Genomic DNA, 21103 nt, shown 5'->3' with positions numbered 1-21103 from the left:
CAGGCCTTCAAGGAAGCAGCGCCGTCGGCGGCACACGGCCGTACAACTCGTCGAGGCCGATCAGCAGCACACCGCCCCCTTCGGCCTCGGCACGGAGTGCGTCGCTGAAGCCGACGGCACTGAAGCACGCCAGCCCGCACCGCGTCGTGTCCATGCCGCGGCCGGCAAGGAGTTCCCTGGCCCGCCCCAGGCGTTCCAGATGGTTCACCCCCATGACGGTCCCCCACTTCACCTCGCCCAGCAGGGCGACCGCGGGTCTGCTCGCACCGGACCCCGGTTCGACGACGGCCACATCGATCTGGATCTGCCGGCGCTCCTTCGGGTCGGTCACCACACCGCTGCCGACCTCCCCCAACGACGTACTCAGCAGGGAGTGTCCGGGTCCGAGCACGTACTCCCGGCACGCCGCCTCGAAATGCGGTCCCGCGACCTGCGCCGCGAAGCGCTCCGCCGACTGTCCCCAGACCTCGGCGGCCTGTCCGCTCTCCAGCCGCGCCCAGGCCGGACGCATGACCGCCTCATAGAAGTTGATCAGCGGCTCGGTGATGCGGTACTGCGACTTTCCGGCCCTGAAGATGTCCGCCTCGCGTGCCAGCAGGTGGCTGTCCTCCAGGACGTTGAGCGGATGCGAGATGTCGACGGACTTGCGGCCGATGTAGCCGGCGATGCCGCCTCGCGTGGTGTTGCCCTGTGCCACCGCCGCGAGGACCGAGTGGTACAGCGCGGTGTCACGGATGTCGGCCTCCTCGGCAAGCAGATAGCGCGCTTCGCGGAAGAGCGGACTGAACGGCGAGAGGACGGTCCGGCACACCCAGTCGTCGAAGTCCGCCAGACCGGCCGGGATGTCGTCCGCCAGGAACTGGCGACGGTACGCGGGAGTGCCTCCGACCACCGCGTGCAGCCGTACGGCGAGTGCGGGATCGCCGGCGACACTCCAGAAGTCCGCCGCGGCCCGGTATCCGAAGGGACGTACGACGAGTTCGAGCTGGGCCCTGCCGCGCAGGGGCGCGGTGCTGGCGAGCAGCGCTCCCATGACGGACATCGCCGAACCGCACAGGAGCAGCCTCATGCCGCTCTCGTCCACCTGGAAGCGGTCGATCACGCGCTGGATGAGCGAGGGAAGCTCCGGGGCCACCTTCGCCAGGAACGGAAACTCGTCGATGACCACGAGGAACGGGCTGTCCCCGCGCCCCGGTACGGCGAGACCGAAGAGATACGAGATCGCGTCGTCCCAGGTCGCGAAGGCGAAGGGCACCGGAGAACCCTGGTGCTCGGCCAGGGCGGCGCTGAACTGCCGGAGTGATTCGGCCTCGGTCCCGGCGGTGGCCCCGAAGTAGAAGCCCCCGCACTGCTCGACGAGCGCCCGCAGGAGATACGTCTTCCCCATGCGCCGCCGACCTCTGACGATGCCGAGCATGGCGTGGGGCAGCGGCCGGTTCACGAAGGCGCTGAGCGCGTCCCATTCGGCGCCACGGTCGAAGAGGCGCGACGGCTTGTCCGGCATTGCGTGACGATGCACGCACCCTCCTGAAAGGTTAGGGATACACCCCTAAGGGGTGTATCCCTAACCATCTTCTCCGCGGTCTCAGTGAGCCGACCGCGCCCCTACCCCTCCACCGTCTCCAGCCACAGCTTCACGTACCGCTCCACATCCACGTCCAACCCCACGTCCACCAGGGCCTGTTCGCGGGCCCCGTCGTGGATCTCGGACTCGCCGTGGCGCGGGCGCCGGTCGACGATCGTCTGTCCTCGCCCCGGGCCCGGGGCGAGGGAGACCTCGACGGGGAGGTTGCGGGTGGTGAGACCGCCCGGGTCGGCGACCGCGCAGACCGCGCCCGCGTCGCCGAGGCCGCCGGTGGGGGTGGGGTCGCCGGAGGCGGCCGGGTCGCGGTGGGCGAGCAGGTCGCCGGCCAGCTTCAGCCGGGGTTCCACGCTCTCGCGCAGGCGCTGGACGTCGGCGGCCGGGACCTGGACCCGTTCGAACACGTCCAGGCCGTACATCGTGATCGGCACCCCGGCGGTGAGCAGGATCGCGGCCGCCTCCGGGTCGTGCCACACGTTGAACTCCGCGACCGGCGTGGCGTTCCCGACCGCCACCGCGCCGCCCATGAACACGATCCGCTCGATGTTGCGGGTGACCTCCGGGAACGTACGCAGCAACAGCGCGATGTTCGTCAACGGCGCGGTCGGGATGAGCGTCACCGGGCTCGGCGAGGCGAGGATCTCCCGGCGCAGCAGCGTCACCGCGTCCACGTCGACCTGCCTGCGCGTCGACGCGGGCAGTCCCATGTCCCCCATGCCGTCCTGCCCGTGGACGTGCGCCGCCGAACGCGCCGGCTCGATCAGCGGCCGGGCCGCACCGCGCGCGACCGGGATGTCACCGGCACCGGCGTGGTCCAGGACGATCAGCGTGTTCCGTACGACCTGGTCGACGTCCGTGTTCCCGGCGACACAGGTGACCGCGCGCAGGTCCAGGCCCGGGTGGCGGACGGCGAACAGCAGCGCCAGGGCGTCGTCGACCCCCGTGTCGCAGTCGATGATCACGGGGATGGGCTGACCGGTCACGGCAGGCTCCTCTCACAGGCGGTTCGGCGGTTCGGCGGTTCGGCGGTTCGGCGGTTCGGCGGATCATGGGTGACCTTACGCATCCGCCCACAGCACGGTGCCGCGCGCCTCGACCCGGGCCGCGACGCGGTGCAGGAGTTCGGCGGGCGACAGCGGCTCGATCCGCCGGCCGTCCCTCAGTCGTACGGCGACCAGGTCGTCGGCGGCTTCCCGTTCGCCGATCACCGCCTGGTACGGGACCAGGCGCGCCGCTCGGATGCGGGCGCCGAGGCTGCCCTGGTCGGGGGCGGCCAACTCCGCTCGCAGTCCCTGCAGTTGGGCTAGGCGGAGCAGGTCGTACGCCCGCCCCTCCTGCGCCTCCGACACCGGCAGCACCACCAACTGCACCGGCGCCAGCCACGCCGGGAACGCCCCGCCGTGCTCCTCCACCAGGTGCGCCACCGCCCGTTCCACACTCCCGATGACGCTGCGGTGCACCATCACCGGCCGGTGTTTCGCGCCGTCGGCGCCGATGTAGTGCAGGTCGAAGCGTTCGGGCTGGTGGAAGTCGATCTGGACGGTGGAGAGGGTGGCCTCGCGGCCGGCCGCGTCCGCGATCTGGACGTCGATCTTCGGGCCGTAGAAGGCGGCTTCGCCCTCGGCGGACTCGTAGGTGACTCCGGATGTGTCGAGGACCTCCTTCAGCATCGCGGTGGCCCGTCGCCAAAGGGCCGGATCCGCAACGTACTTACCGCCTTCCCCCGGCAGCGAGAGGCGATGGCGGGAGGCGCGGATGCCGAGGTCGGCGTAGGCGCGGGTGATGAGGGTCAGGGCGGTGCGGGCCTCCTCGACGGCCTGGTCCAGGGTGCAGAAGATGTGGGCGTCGTTGAGCTGGATGGCGCGCACGCGGGTCAGTCCGCCGAGGACGCCGGAGAGTTCGGAGCGGTACATGCCGCCCAACTCGGCGATACGGAGGGGCAGTTCGCGGTAACTGCGGGAGCGGGAGCGGTAGATGAGCGCGTGGTGCGGACAGAGGCTGGGGCGCAGCACGACCTCCTCGCTGCCCAGCTTCATCGGCGGGAACATGTCGTCGCTGTAGTGCGACCAGTGCCCGGAGATCTCGTACAGCTCGCGCTTGCCGAGCACGGGCGAGTACACGTGCCGGTAACCGGCGGCGCGCTCCAACTCCCGTACGTACTCCTCCAGTTCATGGCGTACGGTCGCGCCGTCGGGGAGCCAGTACGGCAATCCCGCGCCCATCAGGGGGTCGGTGTCGAAGAGGCCGAGTTCGCGGCCGAGGCGGCGGTGGTCGTACATGGCGGGGCTCCTCGCGGTATGGGGGCGGGGCGAGGAATCCGGCGACGACGAAGCCCCGGGGCACTCGCCCCGGGGCTTCGACTCGGTTCAGCAGTCAGCGCGCCGGGACAGTCTCCGGCGTCGTCGTCACAGCGGACGGGAACGGCTTGGCGCGCTTCATGCGGCGGACCGTAGCAGCGGGACGAAGACCTCGGCCATGAATTTTCAACAGGTAGTCGGTCGTCTGCGGCGCCGTCCGGGCTGGTCGCGCAGTTCCCGGCGCCCCTGGAAGACGGGGCATCAAAGCCGACCTGAACTCCAACTCCACGACCCGCACCCGACCCACAACCGACGCACCCCCTCTCACCCGGACGGCCCGGCGCGCTGGTGGCCGGACGCGGGCGATGGTGCCGTTGGGGGACGCACCCCGTGCCCGTGTATGACGCCCGCCTCAGGAGGGACCCTCGATGACCCGTTCCCCGGCCCGTGTCCTCCTCGCCTCGGCACTGTCGGCGGGCACCCTGCTGACCGCGGCCGGCTGCGCGAACGAGGGCATCCTGCACCAGGTGACGAGCGCGCCCTCCCCCTCGGCCGTGCGCACCCCCGCCGCCCACGCGTCCCCGGCCGCCGCCCCCGTCCTCACCCCGGCCCAGGCACAGGCCGCGCTGATCACGGACGCGGACCTGGGCGCCCCCTGGTCCCCGACCCAGGGCACGGCGACCTGGCGGGACACCCTGCTGAAGGCGAAGACGAACACCCCCGACTGCCAACGCCTCCTGGACGCCCTCTACGCCGACGAACTCCTCGGCACCCCCGCCACCACCCAGGCGGTGACCGCCCTGGACGACACCGACGACGAGGCCCAACTCCGTTACCAGGTAGCCGCGTTCACCCCGGCGGACGTGGACCGCACGTTGGCGTGGCTGAAGACGCTCCCGCAGAAATGCGCGAACTTCACAGCGACGACAACCCGCTCCGGCGTCCAGACCGTCCAGGTCACAGAGGTAACCCTCCCCAACGTCGGCGACACCCGCGAGGGCCTCCACCTCACCCTCACCGGCACGACCCCCGAGGGCGACCAGTCCACCCTCACCCTGTACACCGCCGCCGTCCGCATCGGCGACGACACCATCACCATCACGACCGGCGGCCTGGGGAATGTGCCCGTGGACGCGACGGGTCGGGCGTTGGAGATCGGCGCGCAGCGGTTGACGGATGTGCAGAAGCAGGGGCGGGTGCAGATCTAGGGACAGGGGTTGAGAGGGGCGGGCCTGCGGTACAGGTCGCGTATTCGCCGGGGGCGCCGGTCGATCGGCGCCCTGTGTCGGTGCTCTGCGGCAGGATGACCGCCGTGGACAGCGAGCAGGGCACTTGTGTCGTGCTGACCGCTCCGGATGGAGAGCTTGCCGAACAGGCCGCCGAGATCCTGAAGAGGTTCGGCCCGGTTCATGCCGGATCCGCTGCAGGAGACTTTGGGGTGATCGACCTCGAAGTCGCTGAGGGATGGGTCGTCACCGGACACCACAACGACGTCCTTACCTATTCGGTCCTGACAAGCCTCACGATCAGTCGGAGATCGCTGTCGGACTGATCGGTCGTGCCAAGCGTCATCGGGACGGCACCGAACTTCGTGTCGTCCACGTCGAGGACAAGCGAGGCTCAACGGACCCGGCGTGAGTACATGCGGACTACCCGTCTCACCCCGCCCCGGAGCCGAGTCGACGTCACCGCTTGTCGTACGGGTCCGCCGGTTCCTTCACCTGTTTGACCGTTGTCGCGTCGAGCACCGGTGGCCAGGCGGCATCCGTGCCGAGTTTGCCCTTCGGGATCCACGTGCCCGTGGCCGTGACCCAGGTGTCCGTCTGCGGAGCGCCGTCGGACTCGTCGCCCCGGATCTCGACCTTGCTGATCGTCGCGTCGGCCGCGCAGCAGGTAACCAGGAGGCGGGTGAGGTACCAGGTGCCGTTGGAGCCGTGGGTCACGAAGCCGGTCATGCGGAGGGTGCGGCCCGTGAGGGAGCGGTCGGTGTCGTAGATCGCGCGGGAGCTGTACTGGGCGACCGAGATGTCCAGCACCTTCCCGGCGGGGAGGGCGGGGAAGGTGCCCACACCCTGCGCCGCCCGCTGTGCCTCCTCGCGCGACGCGCTGTACGAACCCAGCGCCGGGGGCGGGAAGAGGAGCAGGGCCAGGGCGGGGAGAGTCAGCAGCCAGGCGATTCGGGGGCCGCCGTGCGTGTGGGGGTGGGAATGGGAGTGGGGGTGGGAGTGGGAGTGGGAGTGGCCATGGTCGTGCTCCTCTTCCTCTCCCTGCTCCCCTTCCTCCCCATGGCCGCCGCGCTCCTCGTGGTCCCTCTGCCGCATGCCCCGCACCGCCGCCGCCATCCCCAGCAGCATCAACAGCACGCCGGACACGACCAGGTACGGCCTCAACGCCGCCTGCACATACCGCAGATACAGCTCGCTGAAGAGCGAGATCCGTAGGACCGCCCCGCCCATGAGCAGCAGGAGGACCGCCGAGCCGTAGCGCCTCACAGGAGCCACCACCCGACCAGCGTGCTGCTCGTCACGGCCACCAGCCACGTCGTCGAGGAGAAGCGGAAGGCGAAGGAACGGCCGAACGTGCCCGCCTGCAGCGCGATCAGCTTCAGGTCGACCATCGGGCCCACCACCATGAACGCCAGTTTCGCCGCCGGCGAGAAGCCGCTGAGGGAGGCCGCGACGAAGGCGTCCGCCTCGCTGCACACGCACAGCACCACCGCCAGGAAGGCCAGCAGCAGGAGGGACAGCCAGGACGAACCCGTGAAGATGTCCAGGATCGAGCGCGGTACCGCGATGTTGAAGGTCGCCGCTGCCGCCGCGCCCAGCACCAGGAACCCGCCCGCGTGCAGGAAGTCGTGCTGCAACCCGGCGACGAAGGCCTTCACGCCCACAGTCGAGTGTGCGGTCTGCGTGCGCTTCGGGAGTCGTAGCCACTCCTCCCTGCCGAATCTCGCCCACAGCCAGCCCATCACCACCGCCGTGGCGAGGGAGGCGACGAGTCGGCCGAGCACCATCCTCGGCTGGCCCGGAAAGGCGATCGAAGTGGCCACCAGGACCACCGGGTTGATCGCCGGGGCCGACAACAAGAACGCCAGCGCCGCCGCCGGGGCGACCCCCCGCCTCATCAGGCTGCTCGCCACCGGTACCGACGCGCATTCACAGCCGGGGAGGACCACTCCCGCCGCGCCCGCGATCGGGACTGCCAGGGCCTGGTTGCGGGGGAGGAGCTTGGTGAACACCCGCTCCGGTACGAACGCCCCGATCGCCGCCGACACGACCGTGCCCAGCAACAGGAACGGCACCCCCTGCACCGCCACCGCCGTGAACACCGTCCACCAGGCGGCCACGGCCGGGGTGTAGAGGTCGATCGCCACCATCGGGCCGAGGACGGAGACCACGGTCGCAATCGCGATCAGCGCCGCGCCGCCCAGTACCGCGTAGACCATGGCGCGTACGGCCAGGCGCAGGCCGTCGACCACCGTCCGTTCGTTCTGCACGCGCACGCGCCTGTCTCATCCCGTTTCGCACCACTACGACTACGACTCGTACGTCGCACGGTAACCGTGGGCGCTGTGCGGTATCCCCGATTTGTCAAAGAGGAGGCTGTGCGGGAGCCGGGCCGAGGGTCGTCGTGCCGGGAGCGGTCCGGTGGCCGAGGCCCGTGCGGTAGGCGTCGAGGGCCGCCTCCACCCGGCCGGTACGGCGCAGCAGATCGCCGAGCATGCGGCACAGGTCGGCCAGGTCGCCGGCCGCACCCGCGCGTTCCAGCAGGCTGAGGGCGCGGACGTAGTGCTCCTCGGCCGCGTCCGTGTCGCGGGAGTCCTCGGCGATGATGCCGAGGAGGCGGTGGGCGGCGGCGGAGTGCAGGGCGCCGCGTTCGGAGCTGAGGTCGCTGAGGACGTCGTGGAGGAGGGCGGCGGCCTCGTCGGACTTGCCGCGTTTGTGCAGGACGTCGGCCAGTTCGACGGCGACCTGACTGCTGTAGAGGGCCGCGCGCTTCGCCGTCAGCATGGCCAGCGCCTGCCTCAACTCGACCTCGGCACGCTCCAGTTCGCCGTCCTGGGCGTAGACGTAGCCGCGCATCCAGTGGCAGTTGGCGAGTTCGGTACGGAACTGGAGTTGCCGGTACAGCTCGGCGGCCTTGACGAGGGAGGCGTCCGCCTCGGCGACCCGGCCCTCGGCGATCAGCGTCCTGGCGACCGACCGGTGCATCCGCGCGAGCAGCGCCGGGTCCGCCACCTGTGGCGCGGGCGCGAGGGCCAACTCGGCCGCCTGGGCCGCCCGCGCGTGCGCGCCCATGTCCATGTACGGCCCTATCGCGCTCGCGTAGAGCAGCAGCAGGGCGTCGGGGTCGTGCAGGCCGCCGCGGTTCAGCTCGTCGAGGGTGGACTCCAACAAGTAGACGGCGTAGCGGAGTTCACCGGTGAGGTAGTGCGCCACGGCACGGCCGCGGATGGCGGGTACGCGGAAGGGGAGCGGTTCGTCGGCCAGCCGCTGCTCGGCGCGCTCGAAGTACAGGCGGGCGGCGGTCAGGTCACCGGTGTCGAGGCCGCACTCGCCGAGCCCCAGCAGTGCCACGGCCTCCTCGTCCGCCAGCCCGAGCGACTCCGACTCCGCGAGGAGATCGGCGTACTGCTCGGTGGCCTCCTCCGACTCCCCTGTGGCCAGGGTGCGTTGGGCCTCGGTCAGGCGCAGGCGCAGCTCGGTGGCGAGGTGGGCGGGGCGGCCGGTCGCCAACTCGTCATAGGCGACGCCGAGTCGGTCGGCGAGATGCCGTAGCGCGTCGTCGGAGGGGCGGACCCGGCCGGCCTCAAGGGTGGAGATGTACGCGGGCGTGTAGGCGGGCTCGGCCAACTGCCGCTGGGTGAGCCCACGTTCGTGCCGCAACTGCTGCACCCTGCGCCCGATGACTTCCGGGTCGTCCCGTCTCACCATGCGATTAATCATGCCAGTAAGCCGAGTTACGGACTGGCCAGTAACTCACTTACATGGGGAGTGAGTTGATGAAGTCCTCGAAGCGGGCGCGATTGACGGTGACGACGGCTCCGCCGGGTGCCGCCTTGGAGTCGCGGATGGCGACGCGGAGGGAGGCGGTGGCGGCGACCTCGACACAGTCGCCGCCGTTGCTGCTGCTGTGACTGGACTTACGCCAGGTCGTCCGTATCCGCCCGGCCTCCATAACGTTCCTCCATCACGCGAGCGATCAGGCCGGCCGACTCCTCCACCGGGAGGGCGTCGGCCTGCAAGCGAGCGTATGCGACGGAACGCTCCCTGATGACCTGCGCGTTGGCGGTCATGTGGGCCTCGTCGTAGGCCTCGGAGTAGTAGATGTCGGGGTCGTCGTCGAAGCGCAGGAGGTTGAAGGAGCCCACCATCCCGGCGTGCACACCCGCGGCGAACGGCAGTACCTGGATGTTCACCCAGGGGTTGTCCCGGAAGGTCACCAGCCGGGCGAGCTGCCTGCGCATGACCTCACGACCGCCGACCTCGCGGAGCAGCACGGCCTCGTCGAGGACGATCCACACCGCGGGCGGCTGCTTCCGCTCCAGGATGCGCTGCCGCTCCATGCGCGCCGCGACCAGCTCCTCGACCCTGTCCGGGTACTCGACGGCCATCAGCGCCGCCGCGTACTCGGGCGTCTGGAGCAGGCCGTGGACCACCTGGCACTGATAGGTGGAGATGAACGCGGCCTTCGCCTCCATGTCGGCGTACGGCTGGAACCAGTTCGGCAGCTGGCTCCGGAGCACCAGCCCGAGCAGTCGGCTGAAGAACCCGTCCGTCATGAACGCCGCGTCGAGGGCCTCGGCGAAGACCCGGCTCGGGACCTTCGCCGCCGTCTCCACCTGCCCGATCAGCGAGCCCGTGCAATAGATCACCTTGCCGAGCTGCTCCAGCGTCATGCCCGCCGCCTCCCGCAGGCGACGCGCCTCGAAGCCGAAGTACTCCAACGGGGATGCGCTCGGGTCGAGTTGGCGAACGTGGACCATGCGACAGCCACCTCCGAATAGTTACGGCCTGTCGCCGAGCGTAATCACTCCGTGGCATCCCGGTGATGGGAATCACGCAACCGACCCACCCCCGCCTGCCGTACGGTGAAGAAATGTCCCCTTTGGCCAAGATCAGCAGCGCGTACGGGCCCCGCTTCGCGGAGTTCGCCTTCGAGCCCGCCTTCACGGCCGCGGTGGACCAGCACGTGGCTGAGCTGCGGGAACGCCTGTCGGCGGACAGTCCGGACCTGACGCCCCCGCCCCCGGACCACACCGATCTCACGGACTACGCGCTCGGTTTCCTGGACGCGCTCGCGGAGCTGGACTGGCGGGAGCCGGTCGGCCACGACTACGCGGTGTGCAGGCTGACCGCCATCAGCTGGCTGGTACACCGCCACGGCCTGCTGCCGGAACAACGTCACGGTGACTGAAAACGGGTTTCCGATGGCTCAACTCGCCCTGAAGCCCTTCCCGTTGCGCACTCCGACCCCCTAAGTTAGGCACGCATTAAGCGTGCTTAATTCGCTACTGTCGCCGTCGTTGTCGACGTCGTAACTGTCGCCGTCGTTGTCGCTGTCACTGTCGTTGCGAGGTTGGTATGTCCGCGCGTTACGTCAGAGGATTCTGCGCCGCCGTCATCGCTGTCGCCGCCCTGATCGGAGCGGCGAACGCGAGCCCGGCCAAAGCGGCCGAGCCCCGTCCGGCCCACGAGGCCACGCGGGTTCCGCATCTCCACGTGGCCCGGTAGGGCTGTCCACACAGGTCACATGCCTGACGACCCCGGCATGCCCGACGACCCGGGCATGTCCCGTCGTCCATCGGTCCCCATGTCCGTCCCCATGTCCGTGCGCTCGCGTACCGGCTGGTTGGTCATCGCGTCCTCGCGGCCCGACTGGTAGGCCGTGAGGCTGCCCTTGGCGTTGGTGGTCTCGCGTTCCGCGGCCATCAGCATGCGCTCCATGCGCTGGCGCATCGGGGCGATCATGCCGCCGCCGACGCCGACGATCATGATGCCGGCCGCGGTCGCGAGGGCCGCGTAGAGCACCGGCTGGGTGACCGAGGTGGCGATGCCCGCCTGACCCAGCGCGGCGATCACGCCGAGCGCCATGATGCAGGCCCAGACGATGGTCGCGAGCGTCTTGCCGTACGACATCGACGACAGGGCGCTGCCGACGATGCCCCGGACCGCGTTGGCGATGGCCATCGCGACGACCACCAGGACGACCGCGACGATGCCGCGCGGGAGCCAGGCGACGATGCCGTTGATCATCGTGCTGACCGGGTTGGCGCCGAAGACGCCGAGCGCGAGCTGGAGGGTGATCAGCATCAGCGCGTAGTAGACGATCTTGCAGACGATGCCGGTCATGTCGTACTTGGAGTCCCGCAAGTACCGTTCCGTACCGGCCCGTTCGGAGAGTTTCTCCGAGCCGACCTTGCGCAGCACCCGGTCCAGGACGCGGGCGATCATCTTCGACACGAACCAGCCGATGGCCAGGATGATCAGGAAACCGACGAGCTTCGGCACGAACTGCGCGACCTTCGACCAGGCGTCGTTCAGCCCCTGGGTGAAGTTGATGGCGAGGGTGGTGGCCATGAGCGGCACTTCCTTCGGTGGGTCCTAGTGGGTACTACCGGCCCCCTTTGTTGTTCATCAGTGGAGCAGCGCCGTGGGGGCGGGGCCGCGTGAGCTGGGCCGTATGGGTGAGGGGTGCCCATGGCGGTGTGCGGGCTTCATTGGCCTCCACTGGCCTCCACTGGCCTTCCATGGTTTTCCATGGCTTTCCATGGCTTTCCATGGACTTCAGCAGATGCGTCGGTACGGCGCGTCCGGCACGTATGTCCGCCACTGCGCCTGTCCGCCACTGCGCCCGCGTCAGCTCGGCGTTCCCTGTCCTCGGCACCCGCCCGCGGGTCGACCGGCCGCTCGGGACGGCCCGTCCGACCCCGACCCGGCCGTTCCTCCCGCACCCCGCACCCCGCCGGCCACCCCCGTGAGCAGCCGGTCACCCGGCGGGGCACTCCCCCTTTGTCCCGCCGGGGCTCCCTCACATCCCGCCCGCATACGCTGCCCTCGTGATCCCTTCCCCCGCCGCGCGCACCGCACTTGACCTCACCGCAGACCTCCCGGTCCCCGACCTGGAGGACTTCTACCGGGACCTGCACCGACACCCCGAGCTGTCCGGCCTCGAACACCGCACGGCCACGAAGCTCGCCGAACGCCTCACCAAGGCGGGCTACGAGACCGTCGAGGGCATCGGCGGCACCGGAGTCGCCGGAGTGCTCCGCAACGGCGACGGCCCGACCGTGCTGCTGCGCGCCGACATGGACGCGCTGCCGGTGACGGAGGAGACGGGACTGCCGTACGCCTCCTCGGTACCCGGTGTGATGCACGCCTGCGGGCACGACCTGCACGTGACCTGGCTGGCCGGTGCCGCCCAGGCGCTGGCCGCCGGGCGGGACGCCTGGTCGGGGACGCTGGTGCTGGTGGGCCAGCCCGCGGAGGAGACGGGCTCGGGCGCGGCGGCGATGGTGGCCGACGGCCTGTACGAGCGTGTCCCGCGCCCGGACGTACTCCTCGCCCAGCACGCGGCACCTGGACCGGCGGGCTTCTACCCGCACTCGCCCGGCCTGATCATGTCGGCCTCGACGGACATCGACATCGTGATCCACGGCCGCGGGGGCCACGGCTCCCGCCCCGAGACGACGGTCGACCCGGTCGTCACCGCCGCCTACCTCGTCACCCGGCTGCAGGCGGTCGTCTCCCGCGAGATCGCCGCCCGTGACTCCGCCGTCCTGACCGTGGGCCGCATCGAGGCCGGCACCCGGCACAACATCATCCCTGCCGAGGCCCGGATCTCCCTCAACCTGCGCACCCAGTCCGACGACGTGCGGGAGCGGATGATCGCCGCGATCCGCCGTATCGCGTCCGGCGAGTGCCTCGCCGCGGGCTGCCCGCGCGAGCCCGAGGTGACCATCGGCACCAGCCTCCCCACGATGGTCAACGACGCGGACACCGACCGCCGGATCGCCGCCGTGCACACCGAGGTCCTCGGCGCGGGCACGGTCTTCGACCCCGGTCCGGCGACGGGCAGCGAGGACTTCCCCCGCCTGGTGCCGGACGGGGTGCCGTACTCCTACTGGTTCGTGACGAGCACCCCGGCGGACGTGTGGGACGCGGCGCCCGGCACGGACCTGATGGAGAAGTTCCACGCCGTCCCCAGCAACCACAGCCCCCAGTTCGCCCCGGACCTGGTGACGGTCGCGCCGGGTGTACGGACCCTGGTGTCGGGCGCGTTGGAGATCCTGACGGTGAACTGACGACGAACTGGCTAGCTCTGCGTCTGGAGTTGGAGCAACTGCTTCCGCACGTGGTCCAAGGCACCCGCACGGCGACCTGGCACCCGGCTCCTCAACTCGGCCAGCGCAAGCCCGAGTTCACGAGCAGCCCCCGGTTCCTGGATCTGCCCCCACTGGTGATGAGCCCGGTCCACGGCCGCCTCGACGGCAGCCGTACCGGGCGCCTGCCCCGCCGCCAGCCGCGCCCCGGCCACCACGAGCCAGGCCCGACAGCTCCGCACCGGATCCCCGGCCAACATCGCCAGATCGGCCCGGACTTCGGTCCAGTGCAGCGCTTCTTCTGAACCCCGCCCGTGCGCCCGTACGGCGGCCTGCTCGTGCTCGGCGGCGAGGGCGTCGGCGTCGGCGTGGCGACCGGCTTGGGCGGCGGACGCGACGGCGATGTGCGGGTCGTTGTCGTAGGTTGGCGGGTCGTTGTACTGGCTTCGCGGGTCGTTGTCGTGGCTTGGCGGCGCGCTGTCTCGGCTTCGCCGTGCGTCCTCCTGGCTCCGCCGCGCAGCTTCCTGGCCTCGCGGCGCGCTGCCCTGGCTCTGAGCGGCACTCCTTTGACTCCGGCCGGCATTATTCAGCCCGTCCGGGGGTCCCCCCTCTGGGGGAGATTGAGGACGAGGCCCCTTCAGGGCCGACAGGGGTCTGGGGGCGGAGCCCCCGGGGACGCCCGCAGCAACACTCCCCGGCGCACCAACACCTCCCGGCGCGGCAAGCACCACGTCCGCGTACCCCTCCGCCCCCAGCCTCCCCAACGCCTGCTGATGCAACTGCTCCACCGGCGGACGCCACCCGCTGCGCAGAATCGTCGCGACCGCCTTCATGTACGCCGGCACAGCCACCACCCGCCGAGACGGAGGCGGTGCGATGCGACCGTAAACGGCGTTCGTGCGGCCCGAGTCGAGCGGATGCGTGTGCAGCCACTGCCAGGTCTCCGCGTCGGTGTGGAGATCGAGCAGCAGAGTCGTCGTCCCCGGCGCCCGCAACCGCAACTCCTCACGGACCCAGGCCCACGGGAACCCGGTGTAGCGCACGGTCGCCGGAGTCGTCCGCGCCAGCGCGAGATGCGGAAGGTGCTGTTTCCGGTCGAGTTGGAGCTGGCCGGTGACGAAGACGGTCAACGGCCCCGGTGCCGTGGCGGCGGCACGCAACCGGGTCAGCACAGCCTGCGGCTCCAACGGGTCGGCGAGTTCGACAACGTTGGCGGTGTCCGTGCCGGAGAGGACGGCGGGGTCGACGGCCGCGAGCACCGGGAGCACGGAGGCCGCGTCCACCAGCCGACCCTTGCCGACCGGCGAGGCCGCGAGCAGCAACACCGTTCCAGGCATGCGCCCTCCCCCGATAGAACCCGATAGAACCCAACAGAAGCGTCGATCACTTCGTACCGCAGCACCGTAACCTCTGCCCAACCTCTGCTGCTGCAAAGGGTGATGTCAGGACCGCCGTACCGCGAAGATCGTGGTGTCGTCGGCGAGATGTCCGCCGCTGTGGCGCAGGGTGCCGTCGCGGACGTAGGCGACGAGACGGTCCGGGTCGGCGAGCTGCGGATCGGCCGAAACAGCGTCGGTGACAAGGGACTTGAGCGGATAGAAGACGCCCGCGCCGTCCCGCGCCTCCGTGACCCCGTCGGTGACGACAAGGAGAGTCTCACCAGGGGCAAGCCTGATCCGGAGGGTCGGCGGCGGCCCGTCCATGTGGGCCAACTCGCCCAGCCCGAGCGGGAGTCCGTGCCCGGGCGGCAGGGACCGCACGCCGTGCGGGCCGACCACGAGCGGGGGTTCGTGACCGAAGTTGACGACCTCGACCGTGTCCGGTTCGGCGACGGGGAAGCTCAGCAGGACGGCCGTGGCGAACCGGTCGATGCGGTCGTCGTCCTCGCGGTCGAGGGCGGCGAGATGCAGCCCGTGCCGGTGTATCCGGATCTCCAGCCGTGCGGCGACGGTCGCGAGCTCCGGCTCGTGGTAGCCGGCCTCGCGGAACGTGCCGAGCAGCGCGGCCGCGGCCTCCACCGCGCCGAGCCCCTTGCCCTGGACGTCACCGACGAGGGCGCGGGTGCCGTGCGGGCCGGGCTGGATGTCGTAGAAGTCGCCGCCGACGCGGGCGAAGGCGTCCGCGGCGAGATAGACGGCCGCGTGGTCGAGGCCGCCCCAGCCCGGCGGCAGCGGGCGCAGCAGCGTGCGGCGGGTGGTCTCGGCGACATCGCGCATGTGCAGCATGCGGCGCTCGCCGCGGACCCGGACCGCGCAAGCCAGGACGGCGAGGGCACCGCCGACGCCGACGAGGATGAAGTCGGGCAGGCCGGTCTGGTACTGGTGCGGCCAGGCGTGGTCGGCGAGCGCGTAGGTGGCCATGCCGAGCACGGCGAACACGGCCGTGCCCCACACCCCGCAGATCGCGGCGGCGATCCCGGGCACGAGCACGATCCAGGACACGGTCCGGAACTCGCCGCCGGTGTTCCAGTCGACGAGCAGGATCGTGACCAGCACCAGCAGCGGCGGTATCCAGGCGACGCTCCGCCCGCGCACCCGCAGCAGATGCTGCCGCCGGATCGCGTCGGGGTCCCCGGCTCGGGGCAGCCGGTCGAGCGGGGAGCGCCCGGAGTCGCCGTAGCGCAGACGTCCGAGCGCGCGGCGGCGCACCGGTCTGGGCCCTCTGAGCCCATGGCCGCTCACGGCGTCAGTACGCGACCGACATCCGCCCGCGCGGATGGGCGTGCTGTTCCAGTTCGTCGACGAAGGCGACCGCGTAGTCCTCGGCGCTGATGAAACTGCGGCCCTGGTCGTCGGTCATGAACTGGTCCCCGTCGACACGGAAGCGGCCGGTGCGGGTGCCCGGGGCGATCTCGGCGGCGGGGGAGACGTAGGTCCAGTCGAGGTCGTCGTCGAGGGTGCGGTAGTAGGCGAGGACGGCGCGGTGGGCGTGGGCCTCCGGGAGGTAGGCCTCGGGGAAGCCGGGCTGGTCGCTGAGGGCCTGCCCGGGGGCGACCTCCAGGCCGCCGGCGCCGCCGACGACGAGGAGCCGTCCGACACCGGCCGCGCGGACGCCCGCCACGAGGGCCTGGTTCAGGGCAAGGAACGGGGCGCCCGGATCGCTGCCGTCGCGGGGCGGTACGCACGCCGAGGCGACGGCGTCGGCGCCGCGTGCCACCTCGGTCACCTTCTCCCGGTCCGTCGCGTCGGCCGCCGTGGCGGTGACCCCGGGGACGGGCGACTGGCCGGAGCGGCTGACCGCCAGGACCTGGTGTCCGCGGGCCGACGCCTCCGTCGCGATCCGGCTGCCGACCATGCCGGTGGCGCCGAAGAGTACGAGCTTCATGCGCCCCAGCGAAACACGGTGCAACCGAGGCCGCACGCCGACTTGCCACCGCCTCCGCCGAGGTGTGCATTGGTAGTACGGGGAGAGAGAGGAGTGCTCTCATGGCTCAAGCGGCACCCACGCCCGGCGGCGGAATGACCGGCCCGGGCAACATCACCGGCCCGCGCGGAATGCCCCGCCGAGGCGGATTCACGGGCGATCTGCCCGACATCTTCGACGCACGCGTCCACCGCGTGGCGAAGGTCGCGATCCCGGTCGTCCTGGGACTCGTCTACGGCTACTGGGCGGCGGCCAACCGTCGCAGCGGCGGTCCCATCACGGGCTGGAACATCCTGTTCGGCTTCGTGACGGCGCTCGCGTTCATCGTGCTGTGCCTGGCGGTGGCGCGGTTCGCGCCGCTGCTGAAGCGCGAACTGCACTCGCTGGTCAAGTCCGGCTTCGCGGGCGCCTCGCTCGGCTTCCTGTACAGCCAGACCGGCGAGAGCGTGCTGCGCTCCGCAACCATCGGGCTCGTGACCACGGCGGCCGTCTTCCTGGTCTTCTTCTACCGCTACTACACGCGCGAGGACGGAGAGGGCAACCGCGTCCGCTGACCGGACTCGGCAACACGTGGGCCCCGGCACCGAGTTGGTGCCGGGGCCCACGTCATTCCCGCTGATCCCTTCCTACGGCGCCCAGTTCCAGATGCCGCCGCCGGTCGACGAACCGGAGGAACTCCAGCTCCACGAGCCCGAGACGCTCCACGACCCGGAGGCCGACGTGCTCCACGAGGACGAGTTGTCGTTGTTCCAGTTCGGGTCGTTGTTCCAGTTGGAGCCGTTGCCGCTGGAGTTGTTGCCGCTGGAGTTGTTGCCGTCCTTCCAGCCCGGACAGGGGTCCGAGCAGGACGGCACGCCCTGGCCGCCGGTGTCGACGAACGCGGCGCTGGCCCAGGCCTGCGCGCCGACGAGCCAGTACCAGTCGGGATTTCCGTTGACGCTCTGTCCCCTGACCACGCATTGGACGCGGTCCTGACTGCCCGGTGAGAGCGAGTCGACGACGGGGGACCGTGTGGTGGGCGACTCCCGCACGTTCAGATCCGTGCGGGAGACGATCGTGCCCCAGATCGGACTGCCGCCACCACCGCCATGTCCTTCGGCGTACGTGGTCGGTGCTGCCATCGCCGTGGTGCCCGCCGCCGCGACGGCGAGGGTGCCACCGGTGAGCAGGGCCGCGGCCAGAGTCCGCAGGGCCGGAGTGGTGCGCATGATCGGCCTCCTTCTCCCCAGCTCCAGGAAACACCCGTTCGGGTGAAGCCTCCACCGGAGAGCGGACTCCCCAGTTCCGCCAAGGGTTCCGGACCCACCCCCGCCCATTCGGTTTGACATTTAACCCATATGCAGTCAAAAACCCTCGACCCGCTGGCGTACGGCGCCCCCCGGCCCTGTCCTGAAGGGGTGCCCCCACGTCTCCGGAGCGCCCTGTCGGCCGTACTCGTCGCCCTCTCCTGCTTCCTCACGCCCTTCGGCGCGCTGGCTGCCTGGGCGGCCTACGGCCTGACCGACTCCGGCCGCTACGTCACGACGATGGCGCCCCTGGCCGCGGACCCGGACGTACGGAACGCGATCGCGGACACGGTCGGCGCGGGCATCCTGCGCGAGGTCCAGGTGGGCGGGGTCCAGATCGGCGGGACCAAGGTCGGCGGGGTCCGGATGAGCGCGACACAGGGCGTGATGGCGCCGTTCATGCACGACGCGATGCGCTCGTTCACGAAGACCGAGGCCTTCCGCGTGGCCTGGGACGAGGGCAACCGGGTCACGCACGACGCCGTCCTGCACGCCCTTCGGGACGAGGGGCGGGACGGCACGGTCACGGTCGACCTCGCCCCCGTCACCGCCCGCGTCAAGCACCAACTCGCCCACGACAACGTCCCGTTGGCGAACAACATCCCCGTCCAGCACACCCGGGTCGAGATTCTCCCGGCCGGTGAACTGGGCCCGCTCCGGAGGGAGTTCCACGTGCTTGAGGTCGCCGGCTTCTGGCTCCCCGTGGCCGCCGCCGTCTTCGCCGTCACCGGCATCGCCGTCGCCGTGCGCCGCCGCCGCGCGATCACCGCGACCGCGCTCGGCACGGCCCTCGGCGGCGCCCTGCTCGGCCTCGCGCTCACGATCGGCCGCCACTTCACCGTCGCCGGCCTGCCGGCCGAGGTCTCCGGGGCGGCGGGCGGCGCGATCTACGACGCCCTGACCTCGACCCTGCGCACGGTCGCCTGGCTGCTGCTGGGCGTGGGCCTGACGGTGGCCGCGCTGGCGTGGCTCACCCGATACGCCCGCCCGGTACGGGAGGTGCTGCTCCTGCGCCTCCTACGAGACCGGCGAGCGTCCGCAACGCCCGCCGCAGATCGGGCACAGCAGCCGACGCGAGCCCAAGTCTGACCGCGTCCGGGGTCCGCTTCGGATCGACGCTGAAGGCGGTCCCCGGCGTGACCGCGATCCCGTGCGCCGCCGCGGCGGCCGTGAAGGTGTCGGCCCGCCACGGCGCCGGCAGCTCCCACCAGGCGTAATAGGTGAGCGGATCGGCCCGTACGGCGAACTCGCCCAACTCCTCGACGACCAGCCGGTGTCGGGCCGCCGCGCCCTCCCGCTTGGCATCGACCAGCCGCGCCACGGTCCCGTCCCCCATCCACCGCACCCCCGCCTCCAACGCGAACCGCCCCGCACTCCACCCACCCGACCGGACGGCGACGGCCACCTCGCCGACCCGCCGCTCCGGCACGACGAGGAAGCCGACGGTGAGCCCCGGCGCGACCCGCTTCGACAGCCCGTCGACGACATGGACGAGGCCGGGGGCGTAGGCGGCGAGCGGCGCGGGGGAGTCCGGATGGAGGAAGGACCAGATGCGGTCCTCGACGACGGGAAGGTCCAACTCCCTTACGACATCGGCGATTTCCTGCTTGCGCGCCTCGCTGGTCGTCACGGAGGTCGGGTTGTGGAGCGTCGGCTGAAGATAGAGGGCGGAGAGGGAAGCGGTGCGATGCGCGGCGCGGACCGACTCCGGACGCAGTCCGTCCCCGTCCGCCTCCAACGCGACGAGCGTGACCCCGAGCCGCCCCGCGATCTCCCTGACCAGCGGGTACGTCAGCGGCTCGACTCCGACCCGGCCGCCCGGCCGGACGAGGGAGGCGAGGGTGGCGGCGATGGCCTGACGGGCGTTGCCGGCGAAGAGGACGCGGTCGGGGGCGGGGCGCCAGGTGGGGGTGGCCAGCAGATCGGCCGTCGCCTCGCGAGCCGCCGCCGTGCCGGTCGCGGGCGCCGGGCGCAGCGCCTCGGTCAGTACGTCGGGGCGCAGCAGCGGCGCGAGAGCCGGGGCCAGCAGCTCCGACTGGCCGGGCGCGGAAGGGTAGTTGAGCTCCAGGTTCACCGGCGCCGAGGTCGCCGCCTCGATGAGCGCCTGCCCGTACGGCCCCGCCGCCGCGGCCCGTACGAAGGTGCCGCGGCCGACCTCCCCCACCACCAGCCCCCGGCGCACGAGTTCGGCGTAGACGCGCCCCGCCGTGGAACCGGCGATCCCGCGCCGACGGGCGAACACCCGCTGCGGGGGCAGCCGTTGGCCCGGCCGGAGCCGTCCGGAGGCGATGTCGGCGGCGATCCGGTCGGCGATGCGCCGGTAGTCGTCCACAGGGCCACCCCTCTCTCGCTCTCTCGTCATTTCGCTCGCTCGCCACATTGCACCGAGGGCAAAGATCTTATTGCACCGAGAAGCCGGGGAGACCTAGGGTCGATCACATGCCACCCCTTACTTCCCCATACATCCCTCTTGTCCTCATCCACGGCCACCCCTTCGACCACACGATGTGGACCCCGCAGATCGAGGCGTTCTCCCCCACGCGCCGGGTCATCACCCCCGACCTGCGCGGATATGGCCACCGTCCCCTTTCCTCCCCCGCCGTCACCCGGTTCTCGGACTTCACCACCGACATCGAGGCGCTGCTGGACGGGCTGAACGTGGAGACGTTCGTGCTGGCCGGGCTGTCCATGGGCGGCCAGATCGCGATGGACTGCTACGGCCGGTTCGGCGAGCGCGTCCGGGGTCTGGTCCTCGCCGACACCTTCCCATCGGCGGACACACCGGAGGCCGCCCGCACCCGCACCACGACAGCCGACCGCCTCCTGCGCGAGGGCATGCGCGGTTACGCCGACGAGGTCCTGGAGCGGATGGTGGCGCCGTACGCGGACCCGCAGGTCAAAGCGCACGTCCACCGCATGATGACGGCCACCGACCCCGAGTCCGCCGCGGCCGCCCTGCGCGCCCGTGCCGGGCGCCCCGACTACCGCGACCTGTTGACCCGGGTGACGGCCCCGGCCCTGGTGGTCGTGGGTGCCGACGACACCTACACCCCGGTCGCCGACGCGGAGGCGATGCACGCGGCGCTCCCCGACTCCACGCTCCGTGTGATCGAGGGCGCGGCCCATCTGCCGAATCTCGAACGCCCGAAGGAGTTCAACGAGATGCTGGGGGAGTTCCTGGCACACGTGGGATGATTTGGACACAAACCGCTTTTTGAACCTACCCCTACCGGTGGAAGGCCATCACTTGGGC

General features: G+C 71.0%; 21 protein-coding genes. 7 read left to right on the top strand and 14 right to left on the bottom strand.

Translation table 11 applies throughout. The features are described from left to right. Positions 1-7: 7 nt before the first annotated feature. The 3 genes from ACFWP5_RS34155 to thrS form a co-directional block, all read right to left on the bottom strand. Positions 8-1504: an ATP-binding protein gene (locus ACFWP5_RS34155; RefSeq protein WP_384165600.1), complete on the bottom strand. Its 1497-nt coding sequence runs from the start codon at positions 1502-1504 to the stop codon at positions 8-10. Between the two features lie 101 nt (positions 1505-1605). Beyond that, positions 1606-2565: a nucleoside hydrolase gene (locus ACFWP5_RS34150; protein ID WP_384165528.1), complete on the bottom strand. Its 960-nt coding sequence runs from the start codon at positions 2563-2565 to the stop codon at positions 1606-1608. Between the two features lie 75 nt (positions 2566-2640). Continuing rightward, complete coding sequence (gene thrS / locus ACFWP5_RS34145; protein ID WP_384165525.1) at positions 2641-3861, bottom strand: threonine--tRNA ligase; 1221 nt, start codon at positions 3859-3861, stop codon at positions 2641-2643. Between the two features lie 446 nt (positions 3862-4307). Here thrS and ACFWP5_RS34140 point away from each other — a divergent pair, with 446 nt between their 5' ends. Then, the gene (locus ACFWP5_RS34140; protein WP_384165522.1) at positions 4308-5087 is read left to right on the top strand and encodes a hypothetical protein; all 780 of its coding nucleotides are present in this window, start codon (positions 4308-4310) and stop codon (positions 5085-5087) included. Between the two features lie 104 nt (positions 5088-5191). Then, positions 5192-5431: a hypothetical protein gene (locus ACFWP5_RS34135; RefSeq protein WP_384165519.1), complete on the top strand. Its 240-nt coding sequence runs from the start codon at positions 5192-5194 to the stop codon at positions 5429-5431. Between the two features lie 133 nt (positions 5432-5564). Here ACFWP5_RS34135 and ACFWP5_RS34130 read toward each other — a convergent pair whose 3' ends face one another. The 5 genes from ACFWP5_RS34130 to ACFWP5_RS34110 form a co-directional block, all read right to left on the bottom strand. Beyond that, complete coding sequence (locus ACFWP5_RS34130; RefSeq protein ID WP_384165597.1) at positions 5565-6371, bottom strand: TIGR03943 family putative permease subunit; 807 nt, start codon at positions 6369-6371, stop codon at positions 5565-5567. After that, positions 6368-7324, bottom strand: a complete 957-nt coding sequence (locus ACFWP5_RS34125) for a permease (RefSeq protein WP_384165594.1) — start codon at positions 7322-7324, stop codon at positions 6368-6370. The genes ACFWP5_RS34130 and ACFWP5_RS34125 overlap by 4 nt, the downstream gene beginning before the upstream one ends. 145 nt (positions 7325-7469) lie before the next feature. Then, complete coding sequence (locus tag ACFWP5_RS34120) at positions 7470-8813, bottom strand: tetratricopeptide repeat protein (protein ID WP_384165516.1); 1344 nt, start codon at positions 8811-8813, stop codon at positions 7470-7472. A gap of 49 nt (positions 8814-8862) precedes the next feature. Beyond that, positions 8863-9057 carry a DUF397 domain-containing protein gene (locus ACFWP5_RS34115; RefSeq protein WP_384165513.1) on the bottom strand — a complete coding sequence of 65 codons (195 nt, stop codon included), beginning with the start codon at positions 9055-9057 and terminating at the stop codon, positions 8863-8865. After that, a complete protein-coding gene (locus tag ACFWP5_RS34110; protein ID WP_384165510.1) occupies positions 9023-9865 on the bottom strand; it encodes a helix-turn-helix domain-containing protein in 843 nt (280 codons plus the stop codon). The genes ACFWP5_RS34115 and ACFWP5_RS34110 overlap by 35 nt, the downstream gene beginning before the upstream one ends. Before the next feature lie 113 nt (positions 9866-9978). Between ACFWP5_RS34110 and ACFWP5_RS34105 the strand changes: the two genes are divergently transcribed. Further along, on the top strand, positions 9979-10296 hold the full coding sequence (locus ACFWP5_RS34105; RefSeq protein WP_384165507.1) for a DUF6401 family natural product biosynthesis protein: 318 nt from the start codon (positions 9979-9981) through the stop codon (positions 10294-10296). A 332-nt stretch (positions 10297-10628) separates the two neighbouring features. On the opposite strand, the gene ACFWP5_RS34100 is transcribed toward ACFWP5_RS34105, so the two are convergent. Continuing rightward, a complete protein-coding gene (locus ACFWP5_RS34100; protein ID WP_384165504.1) occupies positions 10629-11459 on the bottom strand; it encodes a hypothetical protein in 831 nt (276 codons plus the stop codon). A gap of 482 nt (positions 11460-11941) precedes the next feature. On the opposite strand from ACFWP5_RS34100, the gene ACFWP5_RS34095 reads away from it, so the two are divergent. Beyond that, entirely contained in the window at positions 11942-13183 is a 1242-nt protein-coding gene (locus ACFWP5_RS34095; RefSeq protein ID WP_384165591.1) for an amidohydrolase, read from the top strand. Between the two features lie 11 nt (positions 13184-13194). On the opposite strand, the gene ACFWP5_RS34090 is transcribed toward ACFWP5_RS34095, so the two are convergent. The 3 genes from ACFWP5_RS34090 to ACFWP5_RS34080 form a co-directional block, all read right to left on the bottom strand. Further along, a complete protein-coding gene (locus ACFWP5_RS34090; protein WP_384165501.1) occupies positions 13195-14538 on the bottom strand; it encodes a hypothetical protein in 1344 nt (447 codons plus the stop codon). A gap of 105 nt (positions 14539-14643) precedes the next feature. After that, a complete protein-coding gene (locus tag ACFWP5_RS34085; RefSeq protein WP_384165588.1) occupies positions 14644-15825 on the bottom strand; it encodes a PP2C family protein-serine/threonine phosphatase in 1182 nt (393 codons plus the stop codon). Positions 15826-15886: 61 nt separating this feature from the next. Next, the gene (locus ACFWP5_RS34080) at positions 15887-16525 is read right to left on the bottom strand and encodes an NAD(P)-dependent oxidoreductase (protein ID WP_384165498.1); all 639 of its coding nucleotides are present in this window, start codon (positions 16523-16525) and stop codon (positions 15887-15889) included. A gap of 101 nt (positions 16526-16626) precedes the next feature. Here ACFWP5_RS34080 and ACFWP5_RS34075 point away from each other — a divergent pair, with 101 nt between their 5' ends. Further along, positions 16627-17118: a hypothetical protein gene (locus ACFWP5_RS34075; protein WP_384165495.1), complete on the top strand. Its 492-nt coding sequence runs from the start codon at positions 16627-16629 to the stop codon at positions 17116-17118. Between the two features lie 72 nt (positions 17119-17190). On the opposite strand, the gene ACFWP5_RS34070 is transcribed toward ACFWP5_RS34075, so the two are convergent. After that, positions 17191-17772, bottom strand: a complete 582-nt coding sequence (locus ACFWP5_RS34070; RefSeq protein ID WP_384165493.1) for an SH3 domain-containing protein — start codon at positions 17770-17772, stop codon at positions 17191-17193. Positions 17773-17961: 189 nt separating this feature from the next. On the opposite strand from ACFWP5_RS34070, the gene ACFWP5_RS34065 reads away from it, so the two are divergent. After that, the gene (locus ACFWP5_RS34065; protein ID WP_384165490.1) at positions 17962-18939 is read left to right on the top strand and encodes a hypothetical protein; all 978 of its coding nucleotides are present in this window, start codon (positions 17962-17964) and stop codon (positions 18937-18939) included. Here the strand turns inward: ACFWP5_RS34065 and ACFWP5_RS34060 are convergent. After that, complete coding sequence (locus ACFWP5_RS34060) at positions 18821-20182, bottom strand: PLP-dependent aminotransferase family protein (RefSeq protein ID WP_384165487.1); 1362 nt, start codon at positions 20180-20182, stop codon at positions 18821-18823. The genes ACFWP5_RS34065 and ACFWP5_RS34060 overlap by 119 nt on opposite strands. 107 nt (positions 20183-20289) lie before the next feature. Here ACFWP5_RS34060 and ACFWP5_RS34055 point away from each other — a divergent pair, with 107 nt between their 5' ends. Further along, the gene (locus tag ACFWP5_RS34055; RefSeq protein ID WP_384165484.1) at positions 20290-21045 is read left to right on the top strand and encodes an alpha/beta fold hydrolase; all 756 of its coding nucleotides are present in this window, start codon (positions 20290-20292) and stop codon (positions 21043-21045) included. Positions 21046-21103: the final 58 nt, after the last annotated feature.

The organism is Streptomyces sp. NPDC058469, assembly GCF_042721125.1.
Lineage (GTDB): Bacteria > Actinomycetota > Actinomycetes > Streptomycetales > Streptomycetaceae > Streptomyces.
This window is presented reverse-complemented; position numbering and strand designations above follow the sequence as displayed.

Coding starts and splice junctions, on each gene's coding strand:
- ACFWP5_RS34115 (WP_384165513.1), bottom strand. CDS start 9,057: ATGGAGGCCGGGCGGATACGGACGACCTGGCGTAAGTCCAGTCACAGC.
- ACFWP5_RS34080 (WP_384165498.1), bottom strand. CDS start 16,525: ATGAAGCTCGTACTCTTCGGCGCCACCGGCATGGTCGGCAGCCGGATC.
- ACFWP5_RS34090 (WP_384165501.1), bottom strand. CDS start 14,538: ATGCCTGGAACGGTGTTGCTGCTCGCGGCCTCGCCGGTCGGCAAGGGT.
- thrS (WP_384165525.1), bottom strand. CDS start 3,861: ATGTACGACCACCGCCGCCTCGGCCGCGAACTCGGCCTCTTCGACACC.
- ACFWP5_RS34140 (WP_384165522.1), top strand. CDS start 4,308: ATGACCCGTTCCCCGGCCCGTGTCCTCCTCGCCTCGGCACTGTCGGCG.
- ACFWP5_RS34155 (WP_384165600.1), bottom strand. CDS start 1,504: ATGCCGGACAAGCCGTCGCGCCTCTTCGACCGTGGCGCCGAATGGGAC.
- ACFWP5_RS34070 (WP_384165493.1), bottom strand. CDS start 17,772: ATGCGCACCACTCCGGCCCTGCGGACTCTGGCCGCGGCCCTGCTCACC.
- ACFWP5_RS34075 (WP_384165495.1), top strand. CDS start 16,627: ATGGCTCAAGCGGCACCCACGCCCGGCGGCGGAATGACCGGCCCGGGC.
- ACFWP5_RS34055 (WP_384165484.1), top strand. CDS start 20,290: ATGCCACCCCTTACTTCCCCATACATCCCTCTTGTCCTCATCCACGGC.
- ACFWP5_RS34110 (WP_384165510.1), bottom strand. CDS start 9,865: ATGGTCCACGTTCGCCAACTCGACCCGAGCGCATCCCCGTTGGAGTAC.
- ACFWP5_RS34105 (WP_384165507.1), top strand. CDS start 9,979: ATGTCCCCTTTGGCCAAGATCAGCAGCGCGTACGGGCCCCGCTTCGCG.
- ACFWP5_RS34120 (WP_384165516.1), bottom strand. CDS start 8,813: ATGGTGAGACGGGACGACCCGGAAGTCATCGGGCGCAGGGTGCAGCAG.
- ACFWP5_RS34125 (WP_384165594.1), bottom strand. CDS start 7,324: ATGGTCTACGCGGTACTGGGCGGCGCGGCGCTGATCGCGATTGCGACC.
- ACFWP5_RS34100 (WP_384165504.1), bottom strand. CDS start 11,459: ATGGCCACCACCCTCGCCATCAACTTCACCCAGGGGCTGAACGACGCC.